The sequence below is a fragment of the Actinomadura macra NBRC 14102 genome, assembly GCF_001552215.1.
In the GTDB taxonomy this organism is placed as follows: domain Bacteria; phylum Actinomycetota; class Actinomycetes; order Streptosporangiales; family Streptosporangiaceae; genus Spirillospora; species Spirillospora macra.
Map to the genome: position 1 here is coordinate 154,033 of NZ_BCQT01000016.1, position 12,728 is coordinate 166,760.

Consider the following 12,728-nt stretch of genomic DNA (forward strand, 5'->3'; position numbering starts at 1 on the left):
CCCACGAAATCCCACCCTGCCACGAGCATCAGGAACCCAGGTACCGCAGGACCGCGAGGACGCGGCGGCTGTAGCCGGCGGCGTGCGACAGGTCCAGCTTGTCGAAGATCGCATTGACGTGCTTCTCCACCGCGCTCTGCGAGATGTGCAGGTGCGCGGCGACCGAGGCGTTGGTGTGGCCCTGCGCCATATGGTCCAGGACGTCCCGCTCGCGCGGGGTGAGACGGCTCAGCGGATCCATGTGCGTGCTGCGGACCAGGAGCTGCCGCACCACCTCCGGGTCGAACGCGGCACCGCCCGCGCCGACCCGCCCGAGCGCGTCCAGGAACTCGTCGACCTGCGCGACACGGTCCTTCAGCAGGTAGCCGACGCCGGTGGTGTCGGCGGTGATCAGCTCGGTGGCGTAGCGCTTCTCCACGTACTGGGACAGGACGAGCACGCCGACCCCGGGCCAGCGGCGGCGGATCTCCAGCGCGGCCCGCAGCCCCTCGTCGGTGTGGGTCGGCGGCATCCGGACGTCCACCACCACGACGTCGGGCGGGCCCGCGGCGACCGCCGCGATGAGCGCATCACCGTCACCGACCGCCGCGTCCACCGTGTGGCCCTCCTCGGCCAGCAGTCGCACCAGGCCCTCGCGCAGCAGCGTCGAGTCCTCGGCCAGCATCACCCGCATGGCAGGTCCGCGCTGATCACGGTGGGGCCGCCGGGCGGGCTGTCCAGGCCGAACGTCCCGTCCAGCGCGGCGACCCGGCGGGCGAGCCCGGCCAGGCCACCGCCGAACGGGTCCGCACCGCCGGTCCCGTCGTCCTCGATGCGCACGCCGATCATTGTGCCGCGCGCCGCGACCCGGACGTGGACGTGCCGTGCGCCCGAGTGCTTGGCGGCATTCGTGACGGCCTCGCAGATCACGAAATAGGCGGCCGTCTCGACCGCGTGCGGCGGGCGGCTCGGAACGTCGTAGGCGATCGTCACCGGCACCGGGGACCGCTCGGCGACCGTCTCCAGCGCCGCCCGCAGCCCCTCCCCGTCGAGCGCCGCCGGGTAGACGCGCCAGGTGACCTCCCGCAGGTCCTCCAACGCATGCCTCGACTCCTCGTGCGCCTGCCGGAGCAGTTCGGCCGACCGTTCCGGGTCGCCCGCGCGGCGGGCCCGGCCGATCAGCATCCCGAGCGCGACGAGCCGCTGCTGCACGCCGTCGTGCAGGTCGCGCTCGATGCGGCGGCGCTCGTCGTCCACCGCGTCCACCACCTGCGCGCGGGTGAGCGACAGCTGCGTGATGCGGCGCTCGTACTCCTCCAGTGGGCTCGGGCCGAGGCACCGCCTGGCCACCGTCCGCTCCAACGCGACGACCCCGACCAGCCCCTGGACGGCGACAAACAGCAGCACCAGGCCGAACACCGCCGTGTAGACGACGATCAGGGGACTCGGCGGAATGCCGTCCAGGTACTCGCCCGTCACCCACCAGCTCCACGCCAGCATCGTCCCGGCCACCATGCCGTAGGTGATCAGCAGCAGGATCACCCCGCCGAGCAGCCCGACCGGGACCCGCAGGACGAGGTAGGCCAGCGCCCGCAGCGGGCCGTCCGCGGCCGTCTGCTCCTCGCCCAGGAAGACCGCGAGCCTGCGCCGCTCCAACTCGGTCAGCCGGCGCGCGCCGTGGGCGACGACCTTCGGCACCGCGCGGCGGCCCCGCGAGAACGCCAGCGCGTACGCCAACACCAGCGCCGCCACAGCGAGGAGCACCATCTCCATTCCCGCGGTCACCGCGCCAAGGGCGAGCCCTGCCACCGCACGAAGAGCGGCTCCGGCCACGGCGCGGGCACCGCGGCGCCGGGCAGGGCCCGTGGCCAGGTCGTCAGAAGGTGCGATCACGTCCGAAGTCTCTTGTCTCGGCCCGGTGCATTCCGGGCTCCCGCCTGGACCTCACGATACGGACGGCGAGGAACGCCAGCACACCCAGCACCGCCAGCACCAGGACGACCTTGGAGTAGATCCCGACGTACTCCTCGACCGTCCGCCAGTTGTCGCCGAGCTGGTACCCGGCCAGCACGAACGCCGTGTTCCACAGCAGGCTGCCGAGGGTCGTGTAGACCAGGAACGTCGTCATCCGCATCCGTTCCACCCCCGCCGGGACGGAGATCAGGCTCCGGAAGATCGGAATCATCCGGCCGAAGAACACCGCCTTGGCGCCGTGTCGCACGAACCACGCCTCCGTCCGGTCGAGGTCGGCGAGCTTCACCAGCGGCAGCCGGGCCACCAGCCGGCGGATCCGGTCCCGGCCGATCAGCGCACCGATCCCGTACAGCGCGAGCGCCCCCACGACCGAGCCCACCGTCGTCCACGCCAGCGCCGCGACCAGGCTCATCCGGCCTTGCGCGGCGGCGAACCCGGCCAGCGGGAGGATCACCTCGCTGGGCAGCGGCGGGAACAGGTTCTCCAGCGCGATGGCCAGCCCGGCGCCCGGCGCACCCAGCCGGTCCATCAGGTCGGTCGCCCAGCCCGCGATGCCCCCGACCGGCTCCGTCCCGGACGCCCCGGACACCGCCACGTACGTCATCTCGATCATGCCTACGACGCTAGGAATCCGCGCTTCGCGCCTCCATGGTGCGCACCGCCGAGACATCCGGCCGCGCACCGCACCCCGACCCTGCGGAAAACCGCACCCTCCGACCAGGGAACCGGTGGCCGCCCCGGCGGCGGGTCGGCGGGCGGACTCGGGCTCATGGACGGCCGGCTCCGCGAGGCCGAGGTGCTGCACCACCACTGGAGCGCCGTCCTAGCGCTGTGATCCGGCCCGCTTGGCGACGCGCGCCCTCTGCGAGAGCTACGGCGGGACCTACCTGGCGTTGCCCGTGCACACAGTCCCCGCGCTGCTCGCGCGTGGACCTGACCGTGACTCGCCGCTCGTACCGTCCCTGAGGGAGGCCGATCTGCAAGCACCGAACTCCCTGCTGGTCAGCCTGGGTGAGCGGGTCTACGCGCCCTTGAGGGAGAGATCCAGGCCCTCTCGGCCCCTTCCGCAGAGTGAGCGCCTAGTCCGCGGGCCAGACCGCGGTTGCCATGGTGGGCGCGGACGAGCGCGGCATCGGTACGGACTGCCCGGAGCGTCCGGTGAGGTAGCAGGCGCGCTCCAGCTCGTCCTCGAAGGCGATGATCACCATGTCGGGGGCCGCGGGACCGGGCCGGACGAGCAGATACGGGACGCCGGCACGTTCGGCGAGGTAGCTGATCCCGCCTTCGCCGCGCTCGTAGAGCCGGGCGCCGGTGAACCGGGCGAGCACCTCGTCGTGCGGGGCGGTCTCCTCGCGCATGGGGTCATTCCCCCATCGCCGCGTGTCGGGGCCCCGTCGGCGAGGTGAAGGCACGCCCAACTCCAGGCATCCGCCTCCCGTGTCGTCCGAGGCCGCTACACGCTCAAGCGGATTCCCACCATGATCGCAACGGATTCAGCGGTCAGTGAAAACGGAGCCGGTCACCGTATGGGCCCCAGGACGGCCCCGTAGCCCAGATCGCCCAGGCAGCGGGGGTTCTGGACCATGGTGGACCCTGGTTTCGGACACCGCCTCCGCCTCGACTCGCGTAAAGAATCTTTTCTGATCGACTTTTCCGTTAAGACCCTTTCTTGTAGCGTTCGCAGCGTTTTGTGAAGTGAATTCATGATCGGACTTTCCCGCCACAAGATCATGTAAGGACGCCGCGATGCCCATGGCGACAGGCTTGGCCGCGGCCGTGCTCCTCGGCCTGCTGACGCTGTTGGCAGGCGCGCGGCGCGGCCGGCGCCAAGACCGCTCCCCCGACGCCCACCCCGAGTCACTGACGGCCGTCCTCGATCCGGGCGACGAGGAGTACCTCGCCTGGCTGGCCGACCACCACTGGCCTGCCGACGAGTACCTCGACCTGGAGCACGAGTGGCGCGGTGAACTGGACCTGAGCGTCCCGTCCGAGGACTACGAGTCCCCGCTGTGCCCCCAGTGCAATCTCCGTCGCGAGGACGTGTGGCCCTGCCCGCAGTGCGGCCGGCTCCTGCATTCCTCGTGCGGGCACGGGATGCGGCGGCGGCGCGTCAACCGTCCATACCGCACCCACGGCACCAATCCCGAGGCCGTCATCGCGGAGTGGATCTGCACGGGATGCACATCCGTCGTCGGCCTCGATGTCGACCACGGCGACGAGCCGGACGGCGATCTTCTGCACTGAACGTCCCCAAATGCCCGATCTTGCAGTGCTCCACACGCAGTGGAAGGTAAAGAATTCCCCATCCACTTGCATATTTCGGACGATCGACGGCAGGCTTCAACTATGTCCTTAATCTTTAGGACACAGTGGAGGATCCCGTGACCGCACAACCCCGGCCCATCTGCCCGCACCAGCCGCCCTGCCCCACGCCGGACGCGCTGGACCGCGAGGCCGCCCGCACCGTCGCCAACCACCCCGAGCAGGGGTGGAGCCTTCTCTGCAACGGCATAGTCGTCTTCGAGGACACTGGTGAGCTCCTCCCCGACGGTCGCGTGATCGCCCCGCACCGTCCAACGACCGCCGCCTAGCTGTACTTGCCTGGGGCGCCCCCCCAGACTCCCGGTGCGCGGCTCGCCAGCTCCTCACTCGCTGGCGCTCGCTGCGGGGGCGCGGCACGCCGGGCATGCCCCTGCGCTCGCTGCACTCGCTCCGCGCGCCTGTCCCGTAACCCTCAGCTGAGGTTCAACTTGCCGGGGCGTGGTTCGGACGCATTCACCTCTGATGGGGCGTCGCACCTGCTCAAGGGGCTGGTAGCTGGGGCGACAGAAACCTTGTGGAACCTCCTCTACCTTCACCCTGCCGCGGCCGTGCACCTTTCGTAGGCATGCCCTCACCTTGTGCTGTTTTGTCGCAGCCGGTCGGTATCGTGCGGTTGCCGCTACCGGCGGGCGCACCGCTCGTGCAGCCGCCCGCGTGTCGTGACACCGAGGCACGAGGATCACGTCAGCCTGTGAGAGGGGGTCCGTCCGCTCCGGGCCGGCCCGCGCCCGCCATGCGACACCGCGGACCGATTGTCTCCACCGTTCCGCATGTCGGGCTCCCATCCGATAGAGCACCCAGGTAGCGTTCAAGTGTTTTGCTACTTACGCAAGAATCATGTGGAACTCGACCGCGAAAGGACGGGGTGGTGTGATCACAGTCCTGGTCCTCGTCTCACTGGTCGCCCTGTTCGGCCTGTGCCTGCCCAATCTCTTCCGCCCCATGGCGTCCCCCCTGCCTGAGGCTGCTCCCGCTCCGCTCCCCGGCATCCACCCCGAATCGATGACCGCCGAGCTCGAACCCGGCGACGAGGAGTACCTCGCCTGCCTGGCCGACGAGCTCTGGCCCGATGACGAGTACCTCGAACTGGAGCACACCAGCGACGGTGAGGAGGAGTCGGGCGGCAGCGGGAGGCTCCGCGACCGCTAGGGCGCGTCGAACAGGGCGCTCACGGACTCGCCGTCGTGGATGCGCCGGACGGCCTCGGCGAGGGCCGGGCCGATCGAGAGGACCTTGAGCTTCCCGTCCTCGGCCGGAACGGGGACGGTGTTGGTGCAGACGATCTCCAGAACGTCGGGCTGGGCGGAGAGCCGCTGGAGGGCGCCGGCGGCGAAGAGCCCGTGCGTGCAGGCGACCCGAATCGTCCGGGGACCGAGCTCGCGCAGGCGGTCCAGCAGCTCCAGGACCGTGCTGCCCTTGGCGATCTCGTCGTCCAGGACGATCAGATCGCGGCCCGCGACGTCGCCGATGACCGCGCTGATCTGAACCCGGTCGTCCGCGAAACGCTGTTTGGCCCCGGCCGCCACCCGCACGCCGAGCAGCCGGGCGAAGGCGGCGGCCTCCTTGGCATTGCCGAGATCCGGCGACACCACCGTCGTCCGCGACAGGTCGTACCGGCGGAAGTGCTCGGCCAACTCGCGCAACGCGTGCAGATGATCGACCGGGACGGAGAAGAACCCGTGCACCTGCGGCGAGTGCAGCGTCATCGCCAGCACCCGGCTCGCCCCGGACTCGACGAGCAGATCGGCGACCAGACGTCCGCCTATGGAGATGCGCGGCGCGTCCTTTTTGTCCGAGCGCGCGTAGGCGTAGTGCGGCATCACCACGGTGATCCGGCTCGCGGACGCCCCGCGCGCCGCGTCGCACATCAGCAGCAACTCGACCAGGTGCTCCTGGACGGGCGCGACGAGCGGCTGGATGAGGAACACGTCGCGTTCACGGCAGTTGGCCTGGAGCTGCACCTCCAGGCAGTCGTTCGCGAACCGGTCGACGCGGACCGGGCTCAGCGGGACCCCGAGGTGCGCGCACACCTCAGAGGCCAGCTCGGGATGCGCGCTCCCGCTGAACACGACGATCTCTCGCACGGACTGCTCCCCACATGATCGAATTTGGCCGGAGCCATGCTAGTGCGCGCCGTCCGGGACCTCCTCTAGCAGGAACGCCACGACCGCGTCCGCGACGCCGGCCACGTCGTCGTCATGGACCCAGTGACCGCACCCAGCGAACTCGGCATACCGGGTGCCCGGACGTCGCTCGATCATCTGCCGGGCGAGCGGAGTGGGCAGCACCGGGCTCTCCAGCCCGTGCATGAGCAGGGTGGGGCACTGGACGCCGAGCCAGGCCGTCCACCACTCTCCCAGAAGCATTTCTTCGGACCGCAACAAGCCAGCATGGTCGAACGGCAACCCCCAGCCGTCCGGATACCGGATCGCGCCTTCGAGGAAGTAGGCCGGATCCGGCAGGCCCTCACCGATGATGGCCCTCCCCAGGTCCATCAGGGTCGGTGCCCTCCTCGCCCATGCCCGCGTGTCCAAGATGGGCGGTGCCACCGAGGCGGGTGCCTCTTCCAAGACCAGGGCTTGGACGAGGTTGGGGTGTTGTGCGGCGAGGTGGTACGCGACCACCCCGCCCATGGAATGGCCGTAGAGGATCACGGGCGCTCTGCACCCGTCATGGATGAATCCGGCGAGATCGGCCACGTAGTCGTCCATGCTGTAGTCGTCGCGGTGCGCGGCGTGTCCGTGGCCGCGCTGGTCGACGGCCGTGATCCGGACCCGTCCGGCGAGAGCGTGGGCCAGCGAGGCGAAGGTACGGGCGCAGCCGAAGTGCCCGTGGACCGCGAGCACCTCGACTCCCTCGCCTCCGAAGTCGGTGTGCGGGGTGGGGTTGCGGGGCATACGGCGCCTCTCTCAGTTCAGGTAACGACCGTTACCTTAACCGAACGTTCTCGTCCCCGGCGTCAGGCGCTGGTCAGCGGGGTCCGGCGAGCGAGGACCGTTCGGTACGTGATGCGCCAGCCGTGCGGAGTGCGGACGAGGGAGTCCTGATAGGTGACGCTGGCGCAGGTGCCGTCAGCGTGGATGCCGATGCCTTTGGACGTGGCACGGGCTCCACCTCCGGACGCTTCGGTGATGACGATGTTGGTGACGTGGTGGGCGACCGGGTTCGCGTCGCCGAGGGTGAGCGCGGCCTCGCGGAGAGCGGCGAGACCCGCGATCGGGGCGGCGCCGAGGTCGGTGATGTCATACGTCACGTCGTCGGTGAAGAGTTCGCGCATGCGGTCGAGTTCGCCCGCGTCGACGAGATGGCCGTGCGAGGCGATCAGGTCGGCGATGACCGTGCGGTCCTCAAGGGTGAGCGGCATGGTCGTCCTCCAAGCGATAAATGGGGGGTTCCCCGCTTAAGATAACGGGGAACCCCCCACTTAACAATCGCGCGGCGGCCATGACGGCGACGCCACACCGTTGTCACCAGAGACTCGCGGCCTCCAGCACGGCCAGGTGATCGCCGACCGGGCGCCAGGCCATGTCCAGGCCGGCGCGTCACCCCCGGAGCATCTCCCCTTCCCGGACATTGAGGCTGTCCAGCAGCCCGCGGCGACATGGATCGGCCAGCGCCGTGAAAATGTCGTCCATCCTCACTCCGCAACATGCAGTCTTTTGGCCGCATAAGAGGCGATGGGCGGCCATCCACCCGCATGCCAACCCGGACGGAAAGCATCGGCACGTCCGGACGGGCCGTCGTAGCATCTCTCAGGGGTCGTCCTTCGCGACACCGCGCAGAGAGCAGACATGACAGCCGCAGTCGAGCAAGCCGACAACGGTCGCCACAGGCCCTCGGAGGCCGGGCCGACGGTCCCCCGCATGGTGCTCGGCGCGCAGCTGCGGCGGCTACGCGAGGCGGACGGGTACAGCCTCGCGGAAGCCGGCGCCGCCCTCAGCAGGCCCGAGGACTGGATCAACGGTCTGGAACTCGGGCGGATCCGGCTCCAGCTCCGCGAGGTCGCCGACCTGTGCTCGGCGTACGGGGTCACCGACCACGCCGCGCGCGCCACGCTGCTCGGCCTCGCCCGGCAGGCGAACGCCCCCGGCTGGTGGTCGTCCTTCCAGGACGTGATCCCGCCCTGGTACGAGCCCTACATCGGGCTTGAGCAGTCCGCAAGCGTGATCCGGATGTATGAGACGCAGGTCGTCCCCGAGCTGCTGCAGACCACCGACTACACGCGCGCCACGCAGGGAGAACAGCGCACCGAGGACACGGCGGAACGCCTCGTACTGTTGCGGAGGCGGCGGCAGGGGATCCTGCACCGGTCCCCACCGGTGCGGCTGTGGGCAGTAATCGACGAGGCCGCCCTGCGCCGCACGTTCGGGAGCCGCTCGGTGGCGTTCGCCCAGTTGGAGCACCTCATCGACGCGTGCGACCTGCCGCACGTGACACTCCAGGTGGTGCCGCTGAAGGCACAGAGCCCCGTGGTGCAGGGAGGCTCCTTCACGCTGCTGCGCCCTCCTGAACCCGAACTGCCCGACGTGGTGTACCTGGAACGCCTCGACGGCGCGGCGTACCCGGCCGACCCGGAAGCGGTGACCTGCTACTGGCACGTCATGAACTGGCTCGTGGTGAAGGCGGCACCCGCCCGCGACACGCAGTCGATCCTGCTGGGCATCCTGCGCGACCTGTAATCGCCACAATCAATGACAAAGGACGTAACTCAGGGCGTTAGTCATACTCCCGGCTCGCCGTAATCCGTGCCCAGAACAAGACAGGACAGTTCATACGGGCGGCCGGCTCCCGGACGCCCGATACGCCTGGCAGCATGACCATGGAGACCAGGGTCCGCAGGTACGGACAATGAGGACGACCAGACATGACCGAGGACAGTGCGCGGCCCACGGGGCCGGGAGACTTCATCGCCGAACTCAACGCATTCTACGAATCCTGCAACCGGCCTCCCTACCGCAAGCTCGCGGAGATCTCCGAGCATCTGGGTGAGCTGTACGGAAAGCGCGGCTTGCCGGTGCTGTCCGCGACCGCAGTGTTCGAGGTACTCGCCGGCCGCCGCAAGCGGGTGCCGACTTCGGCCTGGGTGGCCAGTTTCATCCTGTGCTGCCAGCGCCGCGCCTGGGAGACGGGCGTCCGCCCGTCCGACCCCGGCATCGACACCCTCCCCCACTGGCAGTCCCGGCTGCGCGCCGCTCAGGGCCCGCCATCCTCCGGCCTGCCACCGCAGGCCGGCACATCGCCGGGCAAGATCCCGAATCCCCGCGAAGCCGACGCCAGGCCGAAAGACGCAGGCCCTTCGGCGCGAGGCCGGGAAGGGGCCGAGGGCGGGTCGGATGGCGGCCGCCTCCAGTCGCCGGAGGGAACGGTGGTCCCGGTGCGGTTGACGGGATCGCAGCGGGCGGCGGTCGCCGACTACGGGGAGCATGGTCGGGATCTCGCCGGACGGGCGGCGAACGGGGACGCCGACGCCGTCTACCGGGTGGCTGTGCTGCTCGGCACCGACTCCACGCGGGGACCGGAGGCGGTGGCGCTGTTGATCGAGGCCGCGGCGGGCGAGCATCCGCAGGCGCTTGACCTGCTGGACTCCAGCCCCAGCGGGCTCGACCACCATCAGGCGGCCCAGCACGCGTTCCGGCTCGGCGAGTCGGCGGCCCGTGCGGGTGCGCCGGCGACGGCGCTCGCCTACTACAAGGCCGCGGTCGGGGGCGGGCTGCTGGACGCCGCCTTCAAGATCACCGAGATTCTGCGGGGAGCCGGAGCCGAGCTCGCGGACTCGTCGTGGCTGGCTCCCGCCGGGGGGCCGGAAGGCGGCTGACCGTACCGGATCGTTCCACAACGTTCTAGATGGACCCGATCCCGGCATCTCACGGTGCCGGGACGCGGCCGCTCGGCATGCTCGAACGGTCGCCGAACGAAAGTGGTTCACCGTGCATGGCCCCCACGCATCCTGCCCAGGCCCGTACTCCCCTCGGCCTCCCCTGCGGGCCGCGGTCCCATGACGAGCTGGCGATCGGCGTGCTGCTCACCGCGCAGTGGATGCTGGCCACCGGGCGGCGGCTGGAGGACTACCCGGCGCTTCACCACCTGGAGGAGGACCAGCTGATCGAGTTCTGGGCGGACGGCGAGATGGACGGCGGCTAGGGCTTGCGGCCCAGCCCGCCGAAGGCGTCGACGGCCTCCGGGGGCTCCCCGACGGTCACCTCGGGCCGCCATCGCGTCACCGAGACCACGCCGGGCTCCAGGAGTTCGAGCCCGGCGAAGAACCGTTCGATCTGCTCGGGGCTGCGCAGGACGAGGCCGGCGTTGCCCGAGGCGTTCCACACCTCGACGATCCGGTCCGACGCTTCGCGGTGGACGACGTTCGTGCCGTCGTACATGGCGAAGTAGCTGCCGGAGGGGAGGGCGTCCAGGAGCCGCCGCACGATCGAGTACGCCTCGTCGTCGTCGGTGATGAACTCCAGGATGCCCATCAGCGTCAGCCCGATCGGCCGGGTGAAGTCCAGCGTTTTCGCGGCGCCTTCGAGGATGTGCTCGGGTTCGCGCAGGTCTGCGTCGATATAGGCGGTCACGCCCTCCGGAGTGCTGGTGAGCAGCGCCTGCGCGTGCGCGAGGACCAACGGGTCGTTGTCGACGTACACGATCCGCGACTCGGGCGCCGCGCGCTGGGCGACCTCGTGGGTGTTGTCGACCGTGGGCAAGCCCGTCCCGATGTCGATGAACTGGCGGATACCGGCCTCGGCCGCCATGTGCCAGACCACCCGGTTGAGGAAGAGCCGGGACGCGCGCGCGAGCCGCGCCACGTCGGGCAGCATCCCGAGGATCTGGTCGCCGACCTCGCGGTCCACGGGATAGTTGTCCTTGCCGCCGAGCCAGTAATTCCAGATGCGCGCCACATGCGAGACGGTGGTGTCGATCTCCGGCCCGGGTCCCTGTTCGCTCATGCGCGCCCTCCCCTGCTCGCGGAATCACCGGTGGCCTCCATCTTTGCCCGGTGGCCGCCGCGACGACAGGGCGGTCGTGCCCCGCCGCCACAGTCGGCCATTTCCCCGGACGCGGCGGTTCAGTCCTCGTCCACCGCGTTCGCGCGGAGCTCGGCGGTCCCGGCGTCCAGGACGATCTCGTGCTCGGTGCCGGCCGCGTCCGTCACGTCGACCTCCCAGACCGGCTTGCCCTGCCGCTGCCCGAAGTCCACCGAGGTCACGGTGCCCGGGACGGTCCTCAGCGCGGTCCCGGCGGCGGACGAGGCGGTGATCTTCGCTGCGCGCAGCGCGGCGGCCGTCGCCGGGTCGCCGCGGTCGTCGCCCTCGTCGCCGTCGTGGTCCGCGCGGCCGGCCGCGACCCGGCCCGATCCCGCGTCGACGGTCACGTCCCGCCAGGTGCCGTCGCGGGCCAGGAGATCGATCTCCCAGACGGCGCGGCCTCCCTCATCGTCCAGCTCGACCTCCTCCGCCACGCCCGGGACGGCCGCGAGCGCCGCATCCGCCGCCTGTGCCGCCGTGACCCGTGCCCCCGCCGGGGCGCCGGCCTTGGCGCCGTCATCGCGCGCGGCGGCGAGGGCGGTCGCGGTCCCGCCGACGGCGAGGACGGCGGCGGCGCCCCCCGCCACCAGCAGCCCACGGCCGGAACGGATGTCGATCTTCATGGGGTTCCCTCCGGTTCGGTGTCGCGGCCGGGCCCCGGCCGCCGGACGAGAACCACCATGCCGAGCGTTCCTGAGCGGATGCTGAAGCAACCTGAAGCGGCCTTCAGGAAGGGCCTGGCACCCTGAGGGCATGCGGCTGCTGATCGTGGAGGATGAGAAACGCCTGGCCACGTCCCTCGCGCGGGGGCTGACGGCCGAGGGTTTCGTGGTGGAGGTCGTCCATGACGGGGCCACCGGGCTGAGCCGGGCGAGCGGGCACGGGTACGACCTGATCATCCTGGACGTCATGCTGCCCGGGATGAACGGCTACCGGGTGTGCGCGGCGCTGCGCGCGGCGGGTGACGAGACGCCGATCCTCATGCTGACCGCCAAGGACGGCGAGTACGACGAGGCGGAGGGCCTGGACACCGGCGCGGACGACTATCTCACCAAGCCGTTCTCGTACGTGGTGCTGGTGGCGCGCATCCGCGCGCTGCTGCGCCGCCGGACGCGCGGCGCCGCCCCGTCCATCACGCTGGGCGACCTCACCGTGGACCCGGCGGCGCGACGGGTGTTCCGCGGGGACGAGGAGGTCGAGCTGACCGCCAAGGAGTTCGCGGTGCTGGAGCACCTGGCCTCGAACGCGGGCCGGGTGGTGTCGAAGGCGCAGATCATGGAGGCGGTGTGGGACTTCGCCTACGACGGCGACCCAAACATCGTCGAGGTGTACGTGAGCGCGCTGCGCCGCAAGCTCGACGTGCCGTTCGGCCGCCGGTCCATCACGACGGTGCGGGGATCGGGCTACCGGCTGGGCCGGGAGGGGGGCGCCTGA

Annotated in this window: 16 protein-coding genes; 7 read left to right on the forward strand and 9 right to left on the reverse strand. The window is 70.5% G+C overall.

Annotation, left to right across the window (positions count from 1 at the left end; genetic code table 11):
- Positions 1-28 precede the first annotated feature (28 nt).
- From AMA02S_RS25915 to AMA02S_RS25930, 4 genes are all read right to left on the reverse strand, one after another.
- Positions 29-673: a response regulator gene (locus AMA02S_RS25915; protein ID WP_067462361.1), complete on the reverse strand. Its 645-nt coding sequence runs from the start codon at positions 671-673 to the stop codon at positions 29-31.
- Positions 664-1,872: a sensor histidine kinase gene (locus tag AMA02S_RS25920; protein WP_245667835.1), complete on the reverse strand. Its 1,209-nt coding sequence runs from the start codon at positions 1,870-1,872 to the stop codon at positions 664-666. Before AMA02S_RS25920 ends, AMA02S_RS25915 begins: the two co-directional genes overlap by 10 nt.
- Positions 1,856-2,557 carry a DedA family protein gene (locus AMA02S_RS25925; protein WP_067462507.1) on the reverse strand — a complete coding sequence of 234 codons (702 nt, stop codon included), beginning with the start codon at positions 2,555-2,557 and terminating at the stop codon, positions 1,856-1,858. The genes AMA02S_RS25920 and AMA02S_RS25925 overlap by 17 nt, the downstream gene beginning before the upstream one ends.
- Positions 2,558-3,032: 475 nt before the next feature.
- Complete coding sequence (locus AMA02S_RS25930; RefSeq protein ID WP_067462366.1) at positions 3,033-3,311, reverse strand: hypothetical protein; 279 nt, start codon at positions 3,309-3,311, stop codon at positions 3,033-3,035.
- 394 nt (positions 3,312-3,705) lie between these two features.
- Between AMA02S_RS25930 and AMA02S_RS25935 the strand changes: the two genes are divergently transcribed.
- The 3 genes from AMA02S_RS25935 (at position 3,706) to AMA02S_RS25945 (ending at position 5,424) form a co-directional block, all read left to right on the forward strand.
- Positions 3,706-4,197: a hypothetical protein gene (locus AMA02S_RS25935; RefSeq protein WP_067462510.1), complete on the forward strand. Its 492-nt coding sequence runs from the start codon at positions 3,706-3,708 to the stop codon at positions 4,195-4,197.
- A 158-nt stretch (positions 4,198-4,355) separates the two neighbouring features.
- The gene (locus AMA02S_RS25940) at positions 4,356-4,544 is read left to right on the forward strand and encodes a DUF5999 family protein (RefSeq protein WP_067462513.1); all 189 of its coding nucleotides are present in this window, start codon (positions 4,356-4,358) and stop codon (positions 4,542-4,544) included.
- 601 nt (positions 4,545-5,145) lie between these two features.
- The gene (locus tag AMA02S_RS25945) at positions 5,146-5,424 is read left to right on the forward strand and encodes a hypothetical protein (RefSeq protein WP_067462368.1); all 279 of its coding nucleotides are present in this window, start codon (positions 5,146-5,148) and stop codon (positions 5,422-5,424) included.
- On the opposite strand, the gene AMA02S_RS25950 is transcribed toward AMA02S_RS25945, so the two are convergent.
- From AMA02S_RS25950 to AMA02S_RS25960, 3 genes are all read right to left on the reverse strand, one after another.
- Entirely contained in the window at positions 5,421-6,359 is a 939-nt protein-coding gene (locus tag AMA02S_RS25950) for a ribose-phosphate diphosphokinase (protein ID WP_067462372.1), read from the reverse strand. The genes AMA02S_RS25945 and AMA02S_RS25950 overlap by 4 nt on opposite strands.
- Positions 6,360-6,398: 39 nt before the next feature.
- A complete protein-coding gene (locus AMA02S_RS25955) occupies positions 6,399-7,172 on the reverse strand; it encodes an alpha/beta fold hydrolase (RefSeq protein ID WP_067462375.1) in 774 nt (257 codons plus the stop codon).
- Between the two features lie 62 nt (positions 7,173-7,234).
- Positions 7,235-7,639 (reverse strand): nuclear transport factor 2 family protein, encoded by a 405-nt coding sequence (locus AMA02S_RS25960; protein WP_067462377.1) that lies wholly within the window; start codon positions 7,637-7,639, stop codon positions 7,235-7,237.
- 427 nt (positions 7,640-8,066) lie between these two features.
- Between AMA02S_RS25960 and AMA02S_RS25965 the strand changes: the two genes are divergently transcribed.
- From AMA02S_RS25965 to AMA02S_RS25975, 3 genes are all read left to right on the forward strand, one after another.
- Positions 8,067-8,954 carry a helix-turn-helix domain-containing protein gene (locus AMA02S_RS25965; protein ID WP_067462380.1) on the forward strand — a complete coding sequence of 296 codons (888 nt, stop codon included), beginning with the start codon at positions 8,067-8,069 and terminating at the stop codon, positions 8,952-8,954.
- Between the two features lie 185 nt (positions 8,955-9,139).
- Positions 9,140-10,090 carry a hypothetical protein gene (locus tag AMA02S_RS25970; RefSeq protein ID WP_067462382.1) on the forward strand — a complete coding sequence of 317 codons (951 nt, stop codon included), beginning with the start codon at positions 9,140-9,142 and terminating at the stop codon, positions 10,088-10,090.
- A gap of 116 nt (positions 10,091-10,206) precedes the next feature.
- A complete protein-coding gene (locus AMA02S_RS25975; RefSeq protein WP_067462385.1) occupies positions 10,207-10,416 on the forward strand; it encodes a hypothetical protein in 210 nt (69 codons plus the stop codon).
- Here AMA02S_RS25975 and AMA02S_RS25980 read toward each other — a convergent pair.
- Together AMA02S_RS25980 and AMA02S_RS25985 are read right to left on the reverse strand one after the other, a co-directional pair.
- The gene (locus tag AMA02S_RS25980) at positions 10,413-11,216 is read right to left on the reverse strand and encodes an SAM-dependent methyltransferase (protein WP_067462388.1); all 804 of its coding nucleotides are present in this window, start codon (positions 11,214-11,216) and stop codon (positions 10,413-10,415) included. The two genes, AMA02S_RS25975 and AMA02S_RS25980, sit on opposite strands and share 4 nt — an antisense overlap.
- A 119-nt stretch (positions 11,217-11,335) precedes the next feature.
- A complete protein-coding gene (locus tag AMA02S_RS25985; RefSeq protein ID WP_067462391.1) occupies positions 11,336-11,917 on the reverse strand; it encodes a PepSY domain-containing protein in 582 nt (193 codons plus the stop codon).
- A gap of 130 nt (positions 11,918-12,047) precedes the next feature.
- On the opposite strand from AMA02S_RS25985, the gene AMA02S_RS25990 reads away from it, so the two are divergent.
- A complete protein-coding gene (locus AMA02S_RS25990) occupies positions 12,048-12,728 on the forward strand; it encodes a response regulator transcription factor (RefSeq protein ID WP_067462394.1) in 681 nt (226 codons plus the stop codon).

Excerpts from the sequence above, each read along its gene's own strand:
- AMA02S_RS25955 (WP_067462375.1), bottom strand. The coding sequence starts at position 7,172 with ATGCCCCGCAACCCCACCCCGCACACCGACTTCGGAGGCGAGGGAGTC.
- AMA02S_RS25930 (WP_067462366.1), bottom strand. The coding sequence starts at position 3,311 with ATGCGCGAGGAGACCGCCCCGCACGACGAGGTGCTCGCCCGGTTCACC.
- AMA02S_RS25925 (WP_067462507.1), bottom strand. The coding sequence starts at position 2,557 with ATGACGTACGTGGCGGTGTCCGGGGCGTCCGGGACGGAGCCGGTCGGG.
- AMA02S_RS25935 (WP_067462510.1), top strand. The coding sequence starts at position 3,706 with ATGGCGACAGGCTTGGCCGCGGCCGTGCTCCTCGGCCTGCTGACGCTG.
- AMA02S_RS25965 (WP_067462380.1), top strand. The coding sequence starts at position 8,067 with ATGACAGCCGCAGTCGAGCAAGCCGACAACGGTCGCCACAGGCCCTCG.
- AMA02S_RS25975 (WP_067462385.1), top strand. The coding sequence starts at position 10,207 with ATGGCCCCCACGCATCCTGCCCAGGCCCGTACTCCCCTCGGCCTCCCC.
- AMA02S_RS25980 (WP_067462388.1), bottom strand. The coding sequence starts at position 11,216 with ATGAGCGAACAGGGACCCGGGCCGGAGATCGACACCACCGTCTCGCAT.
- AMA02S_RS25915 (WP_067462361.1), bottom strand. The coding sequence starts at position 673 with ATGCGGGTGATGCTGGCCGAGGACTCGACGCTGCTGCGCGAGGGCCTG.
- AMA02S_RS25960 (WP_067462377.1), bottom strand. The coding sequence starts at position 7,639 with ATGCCGCTCACCCTTGAGGACCGCACGGTCATCGCCGACCTGATCGCC.
- AMA02S_RS25990 (WP_067462394.1), top strand. The coding sequence starts at position 12,048 with ATGCGGCTGCTGATCGTGGAGGATGAGAAACGCCTGGCCACGTCCCTC.
- AMA02S_RS25985 (WP_067462391.1), bottom strand. The coding sequence starts at position 11,917 with ATGAAGATCGACATCCGTTCCGGCCGTGGGCTGCTGGTGGCGGGGGGC.
- AMA02S_RS25970 (WP_067462382.1), top strand. The coding sequence starts at position 9,140 with ATGACCGAGGACAGTGCGCGGCCCACGGGGCCGGGAGACTTCATCGCC.